The sequence below is a fragment of the Flavobacterium sp. 102 genome, from assembly GCF_003634615.1.
Classification (GTDB): domain Bacteria; phylum Bacteroidota; class Bacteroidia; order Flavobacteriales; family Flavobacteriaceae; genus Flavobacterium.
The window spans coordinates 492,393-510,155 of record NZ_RBKX01000001.1 but is presented as its reverse complement, the minus strand read 5'-3'; the positions used below and the strand labels follow the sequence as shown (position 1 = coordinate 510,155).

General features: G+C 36.2%; 16 protein-coding genes. 9 read left to right on the top strand and 7 right to left on the bottom strand.

The genetic code is table 11. From position 1 onward, the window contains the following. Window positions 1-346 precede the first annotated feature (346 nt). The 3 genes from C8C84_RS02280 to C8C84_RS02270 form a co-directional block, all read right to left on the bottom strand. Window positions 347-2,728: a T9SS type A sorting domain-containing protein gene (locus C8C84_RS02280; RefSeq protein ID WP_121311987.1), complete on the bottom strand. Its 2,382-nt coding sequence runs from the start codon at window positions 2,726-2,728 to the stop codon at window positions 347-349. Between the two features lie 228 nt (window positions 2,729-2,956). Further along, the gene (locus tag C8C84_RS02275; RefSeq protein WP_121311986.1) at window positions 2,957-4,501 is read right to left on the bottom strand and encodes a ribonuclease E/G; all 1,545 of its coding nucleotides are present in this window, start codon (window positions 4,499-4,501) and stop codon (window positions 2,957-2,959) included. A gap of 391 nt (window positions 4,502-4,892) precedes the next feature. Continuing rightward, window positions 4,893-5,216, bottom strand: coding sequence for an HU family DNA-binding protein (locus C8C84_RS02270; RefSeq protein ID WP_255415834.1), 324 nt, complete (start codon window positions 5,214-5,216; stop codon window positions 4,893-4,895). Between the two features lie 103 nt (window positions 5,217-5,319). Between C8C84_RS02270 and mutY the strand changes: the two genes are divergently transcribed. The 4 genes from mutY to gldD are packed head-to-tail and all read left to right on the top strand — an operon-like array spanning window position 5,320 to window position 8,737. Further along, the gene (gene mutY / locus C8C84_RS02265; RefSeq protein ID WP_121311984.1) at window positions 5,320-6,360 is read left to right on the top strand and encodes an A/G-specific adenine glycosylase; all 1,041 of its coding nucleotides are present in this window, start codon (window positions 5,320-5,322) and stop codon (window positions 6,358-6,360) included. Between the two features lie 42 nt (window positions 6,361-6,402). Further along, on the top strand, window positions 6,403-6,840 hold the full coding sequence (locus C8C84_RS02260) for a single-stranded DNA-binding protein (RefSeq protein ID WP_121311983.1): 438 nt from the start codon (window positions 6,403-6,405) through the stop codon (window positions 6,838-6,840). 25 nt (window positions 6,841-6,865) lie between these two features. Further along, window positions 6,866-8,161, top strand: a complete 1,296-nt coding sequence (gene gldE, locus C8C84_RS02255) for a gliding motility-associated protein GldE (RefSeq protein WP_121311982.1) — start codon at window positions 6,866-6,868, stop codon at window positions 8,159-8,161. 6 nt (window positions 8,162-8,167) lie between these two features. Continuing rightward, complete coding sequence (gene gldD / locus C8C84_RS02250) at window positions 8,168-8,737, top strand: gliding motility lipoprotein GldD (protein WP_121311981.1); 570 nt, start codon at window positions 8,168-8,170, stop codon at window positions 8,735-8,737. Window positions 8,738-8,824: 87 nt separating this feature from the next. Here gldD and C8C84_RS02245 read toward each other — a convergent pair whose 3' ends face one another. After that, entirely contained in the window at window positions 8,825-9,199 is a 375-nt protein-coding gene (locus tag C8C84_RS02245; protein ID WP_121311980.1) for a heavy-metal-associated domain-containing protein, read from the bottom strand. A gap of 108 nt (window positions 9,200-9,307) precedes the next feature. Here C8C84_RS02245 and C8C84_RS02240 point away from each other — a divergent pair, with 108 nt between their 5' ends. Further along, a complete protein-coding gene (locus C8C84_RS02240) occupies window positions 9,308-10,174 on the top strand; it encodes a DMT family transporter (protein ID WP_121311979.1) in 867 nt (288 codons plus the stop codon). Window positions 10,175-10,337: 163 nt separating this feature from the next. Here C8C84_RS02240 and C8C84_RS02235 read toward each other — a convergent pair whose 3' ends face one another. Together C8C84_RS02235 and C8C84_RS02230 are read right to left on the bottom strand one after the other, a co-directional pair. Then, window positions 10,338-12,392, bottom strand: a complete 2,055-nt coding sequence (locus C8C84_RS02235; RefSeq protein WP_233549705.1) for an insulinase family protein — start codon at window positions 12,390-12,392, stop codon at window positions 10,338-10,340. Window positions 12,393-12,405: 13 nt separating this feature from the next. Then, window positions 12,406-13,731, bottom strand: coding sequence for a pitrilysin family protein (locus C8C84_RS02230; protein WP_121311978.1), 1,326 nt, complete (start codon window positions 13,729-13,731; stop codon window positions 12,406-12,408). 225 nt (window positions 13,732-13,956) lie between these two features. Between C8C84_RS02230 and rplU the strand changes: the two genes are divergently transcribed. Continuing rightward, entirely contained in the window at window positions 13,957-14,397 is a 441-nt protein-coding gene (gene rplU / locus C8C84_RS02225; protein WP_121311977.1) for a 50S ribosomal protein L21, read from the top strand. A 19-nt stretch (window positions 14,398-14,416) separates the two neighbouring features. Continuing rightward, window positions 14,417-14,677 (top strand): 50S ribosomal protein L27, encoded by a 261-nt coding sequence (rpmA, locus tag C8C84_RS02220; RefSeq protein ID WP_121311976.1) that lies wholly within the window; start codon window positions 14,417-14,419, stop codon window positions 14,675-14,677. 496 nt (window positions 14,678-15,173) lie between these two features. Here the strand turns inward: rpmA and ahcY are convergent, their stop codons facing one another. Further along, complete coding sequence (ahcY, locus tag C8C84_RS02215; RefSeq protein ID WP_121311975.1) at window positions 15,174-16,490, bottom strand: adenosylhomocysteinase; 1,317 nt, start codon at window positions 16,488-16,490, stop codon at window positions 15,174-15,176. 141 nt (window positions 16,491-16,631) lie between these two features. On the opposite strand from ahcY, the gene C8C84_RS02210 reads away from it, so the two are divergent. Further along, entirely contained in the window at window positions 16,632-17,267 is a 636-nt protein-coding gene (locus C8C84_RS02210; RefSeq protein WP_121311974.1) for a 4'-phosphopantetheinyl transferase superfamily protein, read from the top strand. Then, entirely contained in the window at window positions 17,264-17,761 is a 498-nt protein-coding gene (locus C8C84_RS02205; protein ID WP_121311973.1) for a hypothetical protein, read from the top strand. The genes C8C84_RS02210 and C8C84_RS02205 overlap by 4 nt, the downstream gene beginning before the upstream one ends. The last annotated feature ends 2 nt before the right edge of the window (window positions 17,762-17,763 follow it).

The following is a 17,763-nucleotide window of genomic DNA, read 5'->3' as shown; positions in this document are numbered from 1 at the left end:
TAGCCTGCACTGAGCTTAGCCGAAGTGTCGAAGGAAAAAAAGTCCTCCTATTTATATAGAAGGACTTCAATGCTGTCGAACCGCCGTGTAGCTGATCGGTTTTCACATATAGTGCCGATGTTAGGTTAATACATGTACGAAGGGATGGAAAATACATGCCCTGTTACAGCATCCTCGACGAACTGTCATCCCTCGTCTTCGTATCGACAGAAATACAAATTTAGTGTGCAATTAGTGGTAATGGTTATATCATTTTATTTTTAACTTATAAAATACCGTAGTAATATCAGGACACAAAAAAACCGCCTTTCGAAAGACTGGCGGTTTTCTATATTGTTATAACAAATTATTCTTTTACAAACTTACCGGTAGCGCTTCCTTTATCGCTGATTATCTTGATAAAATAACTTCCGCTTGACAAGCCCGAAACATCGATAGTTTCATTTGGATTGGTATTCACCTGAACCAATTGGCCAAGCGTGTTGTAAATGCTCACAGAACTTATTTCTAAGGTTTGTTTAGTTGTAATTGTCAGCACATCTTTCGTTGGAACCGGAGACAAACTAAACACACTACCAAACTCAAAGTCACTTGTGTTTAATGGATTAAAAACGGTTGTTGTATAAGTATCCGTTACAATTGGCGCATTGTAATCAAAGTAAATGCTGGCCGAATTGCTAAAGGTTTCTAAGTCAACAAGTGTTGGCTTCGTTTTTATTTTAAACGCTACATAACCGTCATTGTTGGCATCATCAAACGGTAGATTGATATTTTCAAAAATAAATTCTACCTGATTGGTATTTATGATTCGGGTTGTAAAAGGATGGCTTCCACTCAAAGGAATCAAAGAGCCGATTTCAAACTTAGTTGTGTCAATGATGTCTTTCACCACGATATTTTCGGCGGCAAAAGTACCGGTGTTTTCAAAGCGGATGATATAATGTACATACTCTCCGACGAAGTCTAATGGTAACCATGTTCCTTCAACACAGGTTTTATCATTCGGGTCATAGGAATTGACAACAGTTTGGGTTAGGTTAGCCGTATTATTATCAGGTGTTTCGTCAGTGGCGCCGGCCGCTGTTGCGCTATAAAGCAACCAATTGTTTGCATTCAGTGGAGGCGTTTCAACCGGAGAATTCAGATTTAAGGTGATTGAAATTTCTCGGGATTCAAAGGGTTGTAAATTGGCAAAAGTCCAATTTAGGATATCATTTCCTTGGCTTGATGTCGCTGGATTTGCAGAAACCAAATCGGAAATAGTATCATCATAAGAAAAGCTTATTGCACCACTTTGTATTGTTGTTCCTTTGTTTTTATAAATGATTTTGTAATGGGCATCAAAGCCCGGTCTGGCTGGACCGATTGGAAACAAAGTAACTTCTAAATCGTTGAGTGTGCCATTGACTGTAAGGCAAAAATTCTGTACAAAAGGATCATTTGCTGCCGGAAAAGTAATCGTGGCGGATGCCGGAGTTACTGAAAAATAAGAGGGGTTTTCAAAAATAGGCGTAATGGTATAAGTTCCCGCCTGTACATAATTAAAAGAATCATCTTCTCCTGATACCAGCGTTGTATTGCTGGAACCATTGGAAAAAGTATATTTCATATTTGGGATGGCAACGTCATCATTGTCACAGCCATTGTTATTATCGTCAAAAAGAATGGTGTTTTGAAGCGTATAAAAGACACCTCCGGGAGTAAAGCTGCAATATGAATTTATATGACAATTGGGGATATTGTTAACATAAAATTGAAGTCCTGCTATTTCGTTTTGATCAGCACATATATATTGAAGTGGATTTGATTGGAACTGCGCATTTTGCTCATAGGAGCCATTTTTTATAAACAATGTCGTAAGTTGATTATTGGATGCCAGCATTTCTTGCAGACCATGGCAAACGCTAAAATCCAATGTCGTTATCAGATTGAACCTGCAGTCAACGTACTCAAGAAGCTGATTATTGGTAAAATCCGAAGCCGAAAGCTGATTGTGGGACACAACAATCTGGCTAAGATTGGGTAACGCTGTTACGTCCAAAGCCGAAATGTTATTGTCGGAACAATTTAAAATCCCAAGATTTGTCAAACCGTTGACGTTTAGCACCGATAAGTTATTTGAATCGCAAAGAAGTGTCTCCAGTTGGGATAAACCAGCAACATCCAAAGACGTTATTTGATTATCCCGGCATATTAAGGTTTGGAGATTCGAAGCATCACTCGCATCCAGTGATAAAAGGCTGTTATTGGCACAATTTAAAACATTAAGATTAGATAGCCCGGCAATATTTAGAGTGGTGAGAAGCCCATCGGAACATTGTACCGTTTGAAGATTGGGGGAATGGGTCAAATCTAATGATGTAAAGGAATTCCGATAGCAAGTTAGCGTGACAAGATTTACAAGCCCATCAATATTAAGTGACGTAATCGAATTTTGAGTAATATTCAAACCAGTCAAATTAGAGAAATTGTTTATTCCAACCAAGCTGGAAATATTGGCGACGTTAGCATTCAAAGTACTAACTTGTAATGCTTCGCTCACCTCAATTTCATTGTTCTCGTTGGAATCAATTTTCATGGGCTGGTTTAATGCATTCATAGCATGGTAGTTGCCGGTATTAGCGGCTAATAATCTAGCTTTAAAATTGGCATCGGGGAAATTGATGATTTGGGCATTAGTTGTTAAAACAGTAAGGATTAAAACTAAAAGAGTGTACAGTTTTTTCATTTGTATTGTTTTGACACTCAAATATATGAAATTCTTTGTAAGAAAAATTTAAATTGTTTTTGTGCAGTTTACCCTAGCCCGGATGGAAGCTGGCTACCGCGTAGCGCGAACAGCCGGATTAGCTTCTAATAGAAAAACCCTTCGACTGCGCTCAGGGTGACAATTAAGGCCACAAAAAAACCGCCAGTCTTTCGAAAGGCGGTTTTTGTTTGCTGAATGATTCAGCCTTTATTCTTTGATCACATTTCCGTCTTTATCGAAGAAATGATACTCTAGGTACGTGTAAGCGTCACGAGGTATGATTTTCACCCACTTTTTATGTTCAAAAAACCATTTTGAACGTAATGATGGAAAACCTTTTTTAAGGTATGCTGCCACAAATGGGTGAACGTTAAGTTTCACACCGTTGTGGTCTTTGATGATTTTTTCGAGGGAGAAATTGATCTTATCAATAATTTGGATTGGTGCATCTACATCACCGCTCAAATTGTTTGGATTTTCTTCTCGGGTCTCTATATTGACTTCAGGTCTTACGCGTTGGCGAGTGATTTGAACTAATCCAAATTTACTCGGCGGTAAGATCTTGTGTTTGGCTTTGTCGTCGCTCATTTCTTCTCTAAGGAAGTTGAACAAGACTTGGCGATTGTCCGGATTTTGCATATCGATAAAATCGACTACAATAATACCACCCATATCACGCAGACGCAATTGTCGTGCGATTTCGGCAGCGGCTATCATATTCACTTCGAGTGCGGTATCTTCTTGGTTGGTGGCTTTGTTAGAACGGTTGCCGCTGTTCACGTCGATAACGTGTAAAGCTTCAGTGTGCTCTATAATTAAATAGGCTCCTTTACTCATGGATACGGTGCGCCCAAAAGAAGTTTTGATTTGTCGCTCAATATGGTATTTCTCAAACAATGGCACGTCTTTCGACTGGTAAAGCTTCACTATTTTTTGTTTCTCGGGAGCTATTTCGGCTAAATAGTCCTTTGTTTCTTGGTACAACTCTTCATCATCTGTTTGAATACTCGTGAAAGTATCATTGAATACGTCTCGTAATATTGAAGAAGCTTTGTTAAGCTCTCCTAATATCTTGGACGGATGATGAGCAGTTGGTAATTTTTTACTCATTGCAGTCCATCTATTCATTAAGTTCTGCAAATCTTTTTCTAATTCGGCTATGCTTTTGCCTTCTGCTACTGTTCTCACAATAACACCAAAACCTCTTTGTTTGATAGATTGTACTAGTTTTTTCAAACGGTCTTTTTCTTCTTTAGATTCTATTTTTTGTGAAATAGAAACGCGATCAGAAAATGGAACTAAAACCACAAAACGACCCGCGAATGACAGCTCAGTGCTGATTCTTGGTCCTTTGGTAGAAATTGGTTCTTTGACAACTTGAACTAATACCGATTGATTGGCACTCAGAATATCTGATATCGTACCATCTTTATCAATCTCTTTCTCAAACTGGAAGTTTTTTAGGGAGAAATCTTTTAGTTTACCTGCGCTTACAAGTTTTATGAATTTCAAATAAGAAGCTAAGTTTGGTCCTAAATCGTGATAATGTAAAAAGGCATCTTTTTCAAAGCCTACATTTACAAAAGCAGCGTTAAGTCCGGCAACGGGTTTCCTGATTTTGGCGATAAAAATATCACCCACTTGAAAGTTGCTTGTATCTTCCTGTTTGTGTAATTCAATTAGTTTTCCATCTTTTAATAAGGCAAAATCTACAGCATCTTCACCACTACGGATGATTAATTCTTTATTCATGTTGTAAATTTTTATCCGAACCATTTAGCTACAGTATAAAGTTTACAGTTTGCAGTTTTTCAACTCATAACTCATAACTTATAACTCATAACTGAATTGTAAGGATGGATTAAACATTTTAACAGGTATTGTTTATTACCCGGTGAAAAAATAGTGTTCAGTTGGCAGTTTTTAGTTGGCAGTAAAACTGATTACTAATTACTGATCACTGATTACTAATTTTCGATTTCAATGAACTTTTTTTAAAAAAAGAAAAGTAGTTTAGAACTACTTTTTCTTTTTGTGTCGGTTAGCTCTCGCTCTCTTCTTACGTTTGTGAGTTGCTACCTTATGTCTTTTTCTTTTTTTACCACTTGGCATAAGTTCGTCTTTTTGTGATTAATAAATAAGTTTATACTGCTACTTCAGTGTTTGTTTTAACTGATTCTACAAATACTTTAGCAGGTTTGAATGCTGGAATGTTGTGAGCAGGAATTTTGATAGTAGTGTTTTTAGAAATGTTTCTACCTGTTTTTTCAGCTCTTGTTTTGATAATGAAGCTACCAAAACCTCTTAAATAAACATTGTCTCCGGTTTCTAAAGAATTTTTCACTTCTTCCATAAACGCTTCAACTGTTGCTTGAACATCTCCTTTTTCAAGACCTAATTTTTCTGAAATCTTCGCTACGATATCTGCTTTCGTCATTTTGTTTCGTATTTTAATATTATGTGTAATTTTTTGAGGTTGCAAATATATGAATTAAAAAAACAATATTTCAAGCATAATCTATTAAAATTTAATAACATAAACTTTTATTTTTGTAAACGATAATTTAACTATGAAATTCCCTAATCTGCTTACCCAATGGTATTTACAAAACAAACGTGATTTGCCTTGGCGAAATACCGTTAATCCTTACTTTATTTGGTTGTCCGAAATCATGTTGCAACAAACGAGAGTCGCACAAGGATTGCCTTATTTTTTGCGTTTTACCGAAGCGTTTCCAACGGTTTTTGATTTGGCTAAAGCTTCCGAAGAAGACGTGCTGAAACTATGGCAAGGGTTAGGGTATTATTCCAGAGCGCGAAATTTACACAAAACTGCGCAGCAAGTGGCGTTTGAATTCAATGGTGAGTTTCCGAAAAGTTATGCAGAATTATTAAAACTAAAAGGCATAGGCGAATATACTGCCGCTGCGATTGCATCTTTCTCTTATAATGAAAACGTTCCTGTGGTTGATGGCAATGTTTATAGGGTTCTGTCGCGCTACTTTGACGTGGAAACTGATATTGTTTCGGCTAGCGCCAAAAAAGAATTCACTCAATTGGCGGCTGAATTATTGCCTAAAGGAAAAGCCAATTTATTCAACCAAGCCATCATGGAATTTGGAGCACTCCAATGCACACCCAAAAATCCGGATTGTGGGAATTGTGTTTTTAATGATAGTTGTGCCGCTTTGCAAAAGAAGAAAGTGGCGATACTTCCGGTAAAATCTAAAAAAGTTAAAGTGAGAACGCGTCATTTTAATTACTTGGTTTTTTCGGATGAAGTCGAAAATACTTTGCTACAGAAACGCACCCAAAAAGGCATTTGGCATAACTTATATGAATTTCCTTTATTGGAAACAGAAAATAAATTGACCGAGGCAGCACTATTGGAACTTTTGCAAAACCAGCAATTTGTAGCCAATGAAGTGATCGATATTCATTGGTACAATTCGGAAACGACAGTTCATAAATTGACGCACCAACATTTAAATATCAATTTCTGGAAAATAAAAGTGAAAGGCAAGCTTGAAAACGGAATAGACTGGGAATCAGTTAAAAAAATGCCGTTTCCGATTGTAATTTTTAATTTTATTGAAAAAGAAAGGTTTTAATTTTCAAAAAAATTGTAAATTTGAGGGTAACAAATCGGAAAAATGAATGGTACATTAAATAAAGTGATGCTGATTGGTCATTTAGGTGATGAAGTAAAGATGCACTATTTTGAAGGTGGCAATTGCATCGGACGTTTTCCTTTGGCTACCAATGAAGTCTATATTAATAAGCAAACTAACGAAAAAATTACGTCGACCGAATGGCACAATTTAGTAGTGAGAAACAAAGCTGCAGAAATTTGTGAAAAATATTTATCCAAAGGCGACAAGATTTACATTGAAGGCAGAATCAAATCGCGCCAATGGCAAGCTGAAGACGGTACGACCAAATATACTACAGAAATTCAAGTGACAGAATTTACCTTTTTAACCACTAAAAAAGAAGTTGAAGGTGTAAAGGCGCCACATAATCTTGAACCAAAAAGCAATAATTTTGAAGCACCAAATCCGGCAACCCCTGAAAATGACTTGCCATTTTGATATTGTTTAATTAACCCAGAAGCCTTTGGATCCGGAGCCCAGTTTAACTTTTTTAGATAATTTAGATACCAATTTACTTTTTGGAATTATCGCTATCGCATTATTGCTTTTTTGTTCGGCAATGATTTCGGCAGCTGAAGTCGCATTATTTTCGCTTTCGCAAAATGATTTAACCAAATTGGCTTCAGAAAACCAACGGAAAGCCAACTTAGTTTCCAAACTTTTACAGAAACCTAAAAAGCTATTGGCCACACTTTTATTAGCCAATAATTTTGTCAATATTGGCGTGGTTATTATTTTTTCCTTTGTGGGCAATTCGGTTTTTGCGGATATTGAATCACCCGTTATAAAATTCGTGGTTGAGGTTATCCTAATCACTTTTCTAATTTTGCTTTTCGGAGAAGTATTGCCTAAAGTATATGCGAGTCGGAACAATATCAAATTCTCAAAGTTTATAGTAAATCCTTTGTTTGTTTTAGATCAATTGCTTTCACCCATCAGTCTGCCGATGCGTGCAGTTTCGGTTTTTTTGCATGATAAATTAGGTCGACAAAAATCCAATATTTCAGTAGACCAATTGTCGCAAGCACTGGAAATGACTTCTACAGATGATACTACTTTTGACGAACAGAAAATTTTGGAAGGCATAGTTTCTTTCGGAAATACAGACACAAAGCAAGTCATGAGTCCGAGAATTGATATATTTGCGCTCGAAATTGAAGAATCTTTTGCGGATGTTTATGCCAAAATCGTTGACAAGGGTTATTCGAGGATTCCGATTTTCAGAGAAAGTATCGATCATATCGAAGGCATACTCTTTGTGAAAGATTTGATTCCGCATATTCACAAAAAAGAGTTTGATTGGAACCCATTAATGCGCGAGCCGTTTTTTGTACCCGAAAATAAAAAGTTGGATGATTTGCTTAAAGATTTCCAACGGATGAAAAGTCATTTGGCTATTGTAGTTGATGAATATGGCGGAACATCAGGTTTGGTTTCTTTAGAAGATGTTATCGAAGAAATTGTTGGCGATATATCGGATGAGTTTGATGATGAGAATATTAATTTCTCCCAAATTGACGACAAGAATTATCTGTTTGAAGGCAAAATCAACTTAAAGGATTTCTACCGGATTGTTGATGTTGATGAAGAAGCTTTTGAAGAGAATAAAGGTGAAGCAGAAACACTCGCCGGATTCATATTAGAAGTATTGGGTAATTTTCCCAAAAAAGGACAAAAAATTCTTTTTTCGTCGGTGCATTTTACCATCGAAGCCGTTGATAAAAAGAGAATCAAACAACTAAAAGTAACACTTGAATAATATAAAATGATAAATAAGATAATTGGATTTTTATCCGTGGTTTTGCTTTTGAGTTTCACCGCTTGTAAAGATGATGCGTTACCTAAACCCGCGAGTCAATTGCGTTTGGATTATCCTTTGGCACAATATGCCCCTTTTAGTAATCATTGTCCGGTTGCCTTTGATATCAATGAAGATGCGATTATCAAAGAAGATAGAAACTGTGGCTTTTCGATTCATTATCCAAAAATGAAGGCGACCATTTATTTGACCTATAAACCGGTAAATGGCGACATCAATAAATTATTGAGAGATGCGCAAAAACTGACTTACGAACACGTAATCAAAGCCGACGATATTTTGGAACAACCTTATATCAATCCTGATAAAAAAGTTTATGGGATGTTTTATCAAGTAAGAGGAAATGCCGCAACCAATGCTCAGTTTTATGCTACGGATAGTATTAAACATTTTGTGACCGGTTCGGTTTATTTTTATGCCAAACCTAATTTTGACTCAATTATGCCGGCGGCAGATTATATCAAAAACGACATGCAGCAATTGATGGAAACCATTCAATGGACCCGAGACCGTTAGGCCGAACAGAGCGGCACGAGCGAAGCGAACTGGCGAAGCAAACTAAATAAAAAAGGAACTCAATTGAGTTCCTTTTTTTATATAATTTTATTTATTAGTAACCACTTTATAAGTTGTGCCGTCTCCGGTAGCTTCAACTGTTGCAAATAATTTTTCCGGTGTTAAAACCGCTGCGTCAAATTCGACTGTAGCTTCTTTTTTGTCAAAATCAACGGTTGCTTTTTGCACACCGTTCATGTGCGCTAATTCTTTTTCAATAGTTTTTGCACAACCCATCGAGCAAGTCATGCCGTCTATTTTAAAAGTAGCTGTTTCAGGTTTAGCTGCAACAGTTGGTGCTTTTTGTTCTGTTGCGGCAGCTTCTTTAGTGTCATCAGTTGTAGGCTTGCTTGCGGTATCTTTACAGCTGAAAAATAAGGTTGAGGCCATACCTAAGGTTAATAATGATTTGGTGAAATTCATGGTATTTATTTTTAATTCTTAATTGCTTGTTTGTGTGGACAAAAATAAATAAAAATTAAAGTTATTATTCTTAAAATAATTACAAAATTTGAAGTCTGAAAATTGTATATGAAGTCTCAACAATTCAAATGGTTTATTTTAATTGTACTTGCCTTGATTTGGGGAAGTTCATTTATTCTTATTAAAAAAGGTTTGGTGAGTTTGAATCCGTTTCAGTTGGGTTCGCTTCGAATCATCTTTTGCGCTTTGTTTCTCTTGATTGTTGGCTTTAAAAATATAATGACCATTCCGTTACACAAATGGAAGTTTATTGCGCTGACGTCGCTTTTTGGAACCTTTATTCCGGCTTATCTTTTTGCGATTGCCCAAACTGAAATTAATAGTTCGGTGAGTTCGATACTCAATTCTTTAACGCCTTTGAATACGCTAATCCTTGGCGCGATAGTTTTTGGATTGGATTTCAAGCGAACGCAAATCTTTGGCGTAGTCGTTGGGCTTGTCGGAACAATGTTATTGATTTTTAACGGAGCGATTCACAATCCGAATCAGAATTATTGGTATACGATATTGGTACTGATTGCTTCAATTTGTTATGCGATGAATGTGAATTTCATCAAAAAATATTTATCCGATTTAAAACCACTGACCATAACGGTTGGAAACTTTTTAGTGATGTTGTTTCCGGCTTTAATCATTTTATCCTTTACCGATTTCTTTTCGGTAGTTGAGGTAGAAGAAGTGCAACATGCGATGATGTATGTCGCTATTTTGGGTGTCATTGGAACCGGAATAGCCAATGTGCTTTTTTATAAATTGATTCAGATTTCGTCTCCTGTTTTTGCGACTTCGGTAACTTATTTAATTCCGGTAGTGGCTTTCTTTTGGGGATTGTTAGATAACGAAATGTTGACGCCGGTTCAGTTTATTGGTGCTTTTATTATTTTGATAGGCGTTTACTTGTCAAGTAAAAAATAAAACTCAGAAAGGTTAACCACATAGAGATATAGAATTTGAAACTTTTATTAAGTCGTTTCACTCTTTTTTAGAGTAAATGGTATTTTTTTCTATGTTTCTAAGTGGTTTACAAAAAAAAGACCACTATCACTAGCGGTCTTTTTATTATCTATTGAAATTTCAATTATTGAAAATCGGCATCAGTAACACCTTCGTTGATTTTAACTTCAGACATTTTGATGTCTAATTCGAAACCAACATTCATCACTTGGTTGAAAGGGACTTTAACACCTTTTACATCTCTGTAATCACCGTAAGTAGTAAGTTGAGTTACTTTTTGTCCGCCTTGATCAACCGTTGAAGCTTCAGCAACTTTTAAACCTGATTTTACATCAAAGTAATAAGTAGAGTCACCATCAACTACAGTATAAACATCGCTTCCGTTTAGAGATTCAATACCTGTAACCGTTACACCGGCTTTAGAGGCCAATAAAGTTTCGCTGAATAATACAGCGCTTTCTTTCATTTCGGCTAATTCTTTGCCTTCCATAACTTTTTTCTGCCCTTGTTGAGAAGCATAAGCAGTATTACCATTAACCACTTGTTTCATCAATGAACCCATTCCGGCCATTGATAATTCTTCTGCTAATCTTCCTTTTGAGTCAATCTTAGAAGTGTAAGTAATTGGCATCGGCGCTTGAGGTATTTTAGCAGAACCTAAATAAGCGATAGATTTCACTGACTTAACAGCTTTATCACCACCAATAGCAGCAACATAAGCGTCAACAATGGTTTTTACCGTTACACCTGCAGGAACCGCTTTTTTCATTACCGGTTTCTCTGTTGGGTTACCAAATTTATCAAAGTAGAAAATTGGAATTTTTCTGCTTTCTAAACCTGAAAGTACTTCAGATGCTTTTCCAACCACTAATATTCTTAAGTTATCTGCTAAGAAATATTTGTTAGCTACTCTCATGATGTCATCCGGAGTAACTGCATTGATGTTTTTGATATAATTTTCATAAAAATCAGCTGGTAAACCTTCGGTTTCAATGTTCAAAGCATAACGTGCTACGGTAGCCGGTTTTTCAACTTGCATTACGAAACGACCAACATATCCAGCTTTAACACTATTTAAAACGTCTGCACTTACTTTTTCAGTTCTGATTTTTTTCAATTCGTTTAAAGCTTCTACCACAGCGCTATCCGTAACTGCGTTTCTCACTTGAGTATTGGCTTTGAATACGCTGTACATGTTTTTGTCGAAACCTACGCTAGATCGGGCGCCGTATGTCCAACCATGTGCTTCTCTTAAATTCATGTTCAAGTAACTGTTGAAATCTCCACCAAATACTTGGTTGGCTAAAATCACAGGAAAATAATCTGCATCAGACATTTTTAAATTAACCGTATTTAAAATCGTGATTTCAGATTGTACTGCGTTTGGCATATCCACAAAGTTAATTTGTGAGTATTGAACGTTTGTTGGGTTAGAATAAGTCAAATTAGGAGCCGTAGCTTTTACCCATGAACCAAATAATTTCTCAACGTTTTTCTTAACGTCTTTGGTTTTAACATCACCCACTACAACAAGATAAGCGTTCTGTGGAACAAAATAGGTTCTGTAGTTGTTTTTTACATCAGCTAAAGAAACATTTTTAATGGTTTCTTCAGATAAATATTCTCCGGCCGGGTGGCTTTTGCCATAAGCTAAAACACCTTCTACTCTTCCGGCAACAGCGGTAACACTTTTTTCTTGGGTTTTTAAGCCTTCAATTAATTTGTCTCTTTCTTTGTCAAATTCCTCTTGCGTGAAGTTTGGCATCAAAGCGCCTTCAGCCATTAATTCTAAAATTCTTTTAGAGTGCTTTGACAAACCACTAGCGCTGGCACCGGAGGCGAAGAAATTAATATTCGCTCCAAGAAAATCAATTTCTTCGTTGAAAACATCTTTAGAAGTTTTAGTTGATCCGTTACCAATTAAGCTACTGGTTAAATCAGCAACCCCTTTTTTATCACCTTCAGCATACGGCGTATTGTCGATGGTTAAACTAAAAGCAACTCTTGGTAACTTGTGGTTTTCAACGACCAAAACTTTCAAGCCGTTTGGCAAAGTAAAAGTCGTTGGTTTTTTGATATTCAAAACCGGTGCCGGACCTGGTTTTGGTTGTGTTCTGTCTTGTGCTTGCATAATAAGGGTTAAAAACAAGCTTGATAATACTATAATTGTTTTTTTCATGATACTTTGAGTCTTAGTTTTGAGCTTTGTCTTTCGCTGGAACATAATCCAAAATCAAACGTTGATTAGGATTTAAATATTTTTTGGCTGCCTCTCTGATTTCTTCACGAGTAATGGAACGCAAAATGTCAATATCAGTATTAATCAAATTAACATCACCATATAACAAATAGTAAGTGGCTAAATTTTCGGCAACACCTTCGATGCTGGCATTATTATCAACGTAATTGCTTTCGTTGATATTTTGTAGTTTTTGGAAATCTTTTTCAGAAATCAATTCGGTTTGTAATTTCACGATTTCTTCATCAATTTCTCTGATTAAGTCAGCCGAAGTGTTTTCGCCTTGTGGCATTCCGTAAAGAATGTATTGTCCATAATCTTCCTGAGCGTAATTAAAAGCGGCAACTACCAAAGCCATTTTCTTATCGTCAACAATTTTTTTGTACAATTTTGAGCTTTTTCCATTGCTTAAATAAGTAGAAATCATGTCTAACACTCTAGCATCACGCGTTTTCATAGACGGAATTCTGTAAGCAGCAACCATCATTGCTTTTTGGATGTTTGGATCTTCGTATGTCGCTTTGATGGTTTCCGTAATCGGTGCTTCTGTGAAAGTTTGTTTTTTGACTTCAACACCTCTTGGAATTGGGCCAAAATATTTTTCAATCCATGCTTTAGTTTGCGCAATGTCAATTTGACCTGCCACTACTAAAACCGCATTGTTTGGCGTATAGAATTTTTTGTTAAATGCTTGAAATTCTTCCAAAGTCGCTGCGTCTAAATGGTCCATAGAACCAATTGGTGCCCAACGGTATGGGTGATTTTTAAACATGTTTTTCTTCACCTCGGCAATTAAATTTCCGTAAGGTTGGTTGTCAACGCGTAGTCTTTTTTCTTCTTTTACTACTTCGTTTTGCGTATCAACACCAATTTGGTTGATTACCGGATGCATTAATCTTTCAGATTCCATCCATAATCCTAATTCGGTATTGTTAGAAGGAAAAACTTCGAAGTAATACGTTCTGTCTTCAGAAGTGTTGGCGTTGTTTGTTCCTCCGTTAGAAGTTACAATTTTAAACCATTCACCTCTTTTGATGTTCTCAGTTCCTTCGAATAATAAATGTTCAAAAAAGTGAGCAAATCCAGTTCTTTCCGGATTTTCATCTTTAGAACCTACATGGTACATTACAGACGTAATCACTACCGGAGCCGATGGATCGTTGTGTAAAATTACGTGAAGACCATTAGGTAAATCGTACTCTTCAAAAGCTACCTTTTGAGCATGCGCTGTTCCTCCAAGCATAAGCAATGAACTTAAAGCAATTAATGATTTTTTCATAAAAAATTGAAATTTTTTCGTTGATTGTTCAGTTAGTTAACTAACTTTTAGTTTTGTTACACAAAAATACTTTTTTTTATCCAAAAACTCTAGTATTAATCAAAATTCCAATTCCTTTATCTGATAAGCTCAATGCTATAGGTTAACTTTTTTTAGGATAGTGTTGTGTGTAAAAGAAATAGTAGTATATTTGCACACTTAAAAAATTAATTAAACATCATTGTTATGTACGCAATCGTAGAGATAGCAGGGCAACAATTTAAAGTTAGCAAAGACTTAAAAGTTTATGTTCACCGTTTGGCTAATGAAGAAGGTTCAAAAGTTTCTTTTGACAAAGTTCTTTTATTAGACGATAATGGCAACATTACTTTAGGCGCCCCAGCTATAGAAGGTGCTTCAGTAGAAGCCAAAGTGTTACAACACTTAAAAGGAGACAAAGTAATCGTTTTCAAAAAGAAAAGAAGAAAAGGATTCAAGAAAAGAAACGGTCACAGACAGTATCTTACTCAAATTGTAATTGAAGGTATCAGCGCAACCGGCGGTAAAAAAGCGGCTAAAGCTGAGAAAGCTACAGAACCAAAAGCTGAAAAAGCAGCAGCAGAGCCAAAAGCGCCAAAAGCGAAAAAAGCAACTACTGAAGCTCCAGCAACAGAAGAAAACAACTAATATTTAAAACTTATACGTCATGGCTCACAAGAAAGGTGTCGGTAGTTCTAAGAATGGTAGAGAATCAGAATCGAAACGTTTAGGTGTTAAGATTTATGGTGGTCAAGCAGCCATTGCTGGAAATATCATCGTTAGACAAAGAGGTTCTAAACACAATCCGGGAGAAAACGTTTACATGGGTAAAGATCATACTTTACATGCAAAAGTTGCCGGAGTAGTGAAATTCCAAAAGAAATCAGACAACAAATCATTTGTTTCTGTTATTCCTTTCGAAGCATAAGAACAAACTCTTATCAAAATATAAAACCCGTTCAGTAATGAACGGGTTTTTTGTTTTAGGAGCGACACGAGCGATAGCTAATTGGCGAAGCAATGGCTTGGGTATTCTTAGTTTCGATTTTCCCGCTTTTCGAGCTGCGCGGTAGCTTCTTCAATCGGGGCTAATTAGGATTTGTCTTTTGTGTCAGGTTATATCGTCCCTAACGGGACTTTCATTTTACATGAATTATTTTTTGCTACACGGATTAAATCCCTACGGGATTGAAAATAAAAAGCCCTCACATCACTACTAGGATTTTTGTTGCAATTTCAATTCAAAAATCATTTTGCAACAAGAGGTGTGGCAAATTTTTTTTAAAATATTTTTTGCCACAGATTTTTGTGTCAAATTATTCAAAATAAAATTTTTGACACAGATTAATTATAGACAAATAAAAAACCCTCACTTTTCAGCAAGGGTTTCAATATCTAATAATCTAACTTTCTAAGAAGTCTGATTAATATCTGTAATACTCAGGCTTATATGGTCCTTCAACAGCAACGCCAATATAAGCCGCTTGCTCGTCGTTCAAAGTTTCCAATTCAACGCCTAATTTAGCCAAGTGCAAAGCCGCTACTTTTTCATCTAAATGTTTTGGTAACATATACACTTCATTATTGTAAGCCGCACTGTTAGTCCACAACTCGATTTGCGCCAAAGTTTGGTTCGTGAATGAATTACTCATTACAAAACTTGGGTGACCGGTTGCACAACCTAAGTTTACCAAACGACCTTCCGCCAAAATGATGATATCATTTCCGTTGATGGTATATTTGTCTACTTGTGGTTTGATTTCTATTTTAGACGCACCGTGGTTTTTGTTCAACCAAGCCATGTCAATTTCGTTGTCAAAGTGACCAATGTTACAAACGATAGTTTTGTCTTTCATTTGTTCGAAATGGCTTCCCATAACGATATCTTTATTTCCTGTTGTAGTAATTACGATATCAGCAGTTTTGATTACAGTGTTTAATTTTTTCACTTCAAAACCGTCCATAGCCGCTTGTAAAGCACAAATCGGATCGATTTCAGTAACAGTTACAATAGAACCGGCACCACGGAAAGAAGCCGCAGTTCCTTTACCAACGTCACCGTATCCACAAACGATTACTCTTTTTCCGGCTAACATAATATCAGTCGCACGACGAACCGCATCAACTGCTGATTCTTTACAACCGTATTTGTTGTCAAATTTAGATTTAGTAACCGAGTCATTTACGTTGATAGCCGGCATGAATAAAGTTCCGTTTTTCATTCTTTCGTACAAACGGTGAACACCTGTTGTAGTCTCTTCTGACAAACCTTTAATTCCAGGGATTAATTCCGGGTAACGGTCGAAAACCATATTGGTTAAATCTCCACCATCATCCAAAATCATGTTCAATGGCTGTCTGTCTTCACCAAAGAATAAAGTTTGCTCAATACACCAATCAAAAGACTCTTCATCCAAACCTTTCCAAGCATACACTTGAATTCCGGCAGCAGCAATCGCAGCAGCAGCCTGATCTTGTGTAGAGAAAATGTTACAAGAAGACCAAGTAACTTCAGCACCTAAAGCAATTAAAGTTTCAATTAAAACAGCCGTTTGAATAGTCATGTGAAGACATCCTGCGATACGAGCTCCTTTTAAAGGTTGGCTTGCGCCATATTCAGCGCGAAGCGCCATTAATCCTGGCATTTCAGCTTCCGCCAATTCGATTTCTTTTCTTCCCCAAGCTGCCAAGTTAATGTCCTTAACTTTGTAAGCTACAAAAGGTAATGTTTGTGTACTCATCTATTATGTATATTTGTTTTTTTTAAATTGTGGTGCAAAATTACACAATAGGATAGAATTAAAAAAACGTTTTTTGTTTTTTTGTGAATTGTTTAGCTACTTAATTTTCTGAAAAACAAACAGATAATTTAAAAATTACCCATGCCGTTACTAAAAATCAAAGCTTTAAACAAAACGACGCATTTGTACGTTTGGAAAATCACCGAATCTTTCGATGAACTGTTTCGCAGCGTAGCGTTGAAAGACGTTTCGTTAGCAAGGTTAGAAGGCATGAAAGCCGAAAGTCACCAAAAAGGCTTTCTTAGCGTAAGAAGATTACTGATGGAAGCCGGCTACAATGATTTTGATTTGTATTATGACGAATTTGGCAAACCGCATTTAAAAGACGGTAAACACATTTCTATCTCGCATTCTAATGAATTTTCAGTTATTGTTTTGAGTGAGGTCAATATCGGTGCCGATTTAGAGATTCTAAAAGATAAAACGGTAAAACTAGCTCCGCGATTTATGGATGTTTCCCATTTGGTTAACCTTTCAGAGGAAGATTTGCTCAGAAAAGCCACTGTAGTTTGGGGCATCAAAGAATCCGTATTTAAAATTAAAAATGAAATCGGAATCAGTTTTAAAGACCATATTTTTGAAAACAGTTTCAACTTAGTTGATAAAAACTGCACCGTCGAATTGAGGTTCAATAACCAAGTAGAACACTTTGATATTCTTTTTGATTTTATCGAGAACTATGCCTTTGTGTGCGCTTTTGAAAAATCTAAAAAATGAAAAGAAGTCCAATTGTAATAGTCTTTTTAGCGATATTAATTTCGTGCAACAAGTCAGAAAAGGGGGTTGATCATAATAACATGACAACTAATATTCAATCAGACGAAAAAATCTTAAAACCAAAAAAGCACCTGGATTTAGAATCTTTCGAGAATTTTCCTGAAGAGATAGATGGTCCGGGCTGTGTTTTTTCCTTAACTGAAAAGGATTATAAAAAAGGCGGTAAGTACATTTATTCGGATAATTTGGACAGCATTTGTTATATAAAAATTAAAGGCGATTTTGTTAGGCTTCGGTTAGTTGCAATTGACACAACCTGGTTTCCAATCATGCACTACGCAAAAGAATTCAGGAATGAAGACTATCAATTGTCGGTGGATGTAAAAAAAATAGCCGAAGACGATGAAGTGTCACTACTTAAAGGCACTATGCTAATACAGTACAAAGACCAACCTCAGGAAAAAAAGGAATTATATGGATTCTGCGGCTGTTAATC

What these genes read in the sequence shown, in the direction of transcription:
- C8C84_RS02280 (WP_121311987.1), bottom strand. Translation starts at nt 2,728, where the DNA reads ATGAAAAAACTGTACACTCTTTTAGTTTTAATCCTTACTGTTTTAACA.
- C8C84_RS02275 (WP_121311986.1), bottom strand. Translation starts at nt 4,501, where the DNA reads ATGAATAAAGAATTAATCATCCGTAGTGGTGAAGATGCTGTAGATTTT.
- mutY (WP_121311984.1), top strand. Translation starts at nt 5,320, where the DNA reads ATGAAATTCCCTAATCTGCTTACCCAATGGTATTTACAAAACAAACGT.
- C8C84_RS02260 (WP_121311983.1), top strand. Translation starts at nt 6,403, where the DNA reads ATGAATGGTACATTAAATAAAGTGATGCTGATTGGTCATTTAGGTGAT.
- gldD (WP_121311981.1), top strand. Translation starts at nt 8,168, where the DNA reads ATGATAAATAAGATAATTGGATTTTTATCCGTGGTTTTGCTTTTGAGT.
- C8C84_RS02245 (WP_121311980.1), bottom strand. Translation starts at nt 9,199, where the DNA reads ATGAATTTCACCAAATCATTATTAACCTTAGGTATGGCCTCAACCTTA.
- C8C84_RS02240 (WP_121311979.1), top strand. Translation starts at nt 9,308, where the DNA reads ATGAAGTCTCAACAATTCAAATGGTTTATTTTAATTGTACTTGCCTTG.
- C8C84_RS02235 (WP_233549705.1), bottom strand. Translation starts at nt 12,392, where the DNA reads ATGAAAAAAACAATTATAGTATTATCAAGCTTGTTTTTAACCCTTATT.
- C8C84_RS02230 (WP_121311978.1), bottom strand. Translation starts at nt 13,731, where the DNA reads ATGAAAAAATCATTAATTGCTTTAAGTTCATTGCTTATGCTTGGAGGA.
- rplU (WP_121311977.1), top strand. Translation starts at nt 13,957, where the DNA reads ATGTACGCAATCGTAGAGATAGCAGGGCAACAATTTAAAGTTAGCAAA.
- rpmA (WP_121311976.1), top strand. Translation starts at nt 14,417, where the DNA reads ATGGCTCACAAGAAAGGTGTCGGTAGTTCTAAGAATGGTAGAGAATCA.
- ahcY (WP_121311975.1), bottom strand. Translation starts at nt 16,490, where the DNA reads ATGAGTACACAAACATTACCTTTTGTAGCTTACAAAGTTAAGGACATT.
- C8C84_RS02210 (WP_121311974.1), top strand. Translation starts at nt 16,632, where the DNA reads ATGCCGTTACTAAAAATCAAAGCTTTAAACAAAACGACGCATTTGTAC.
- C8C84_RS02205 (WP_121311973.1), top strand. Translation starts at nt 17,264, where the DNA reads ATGAAAAGAAGTCCAATTGTAATAGTCTTTTTAGCGATATTAATTTCG.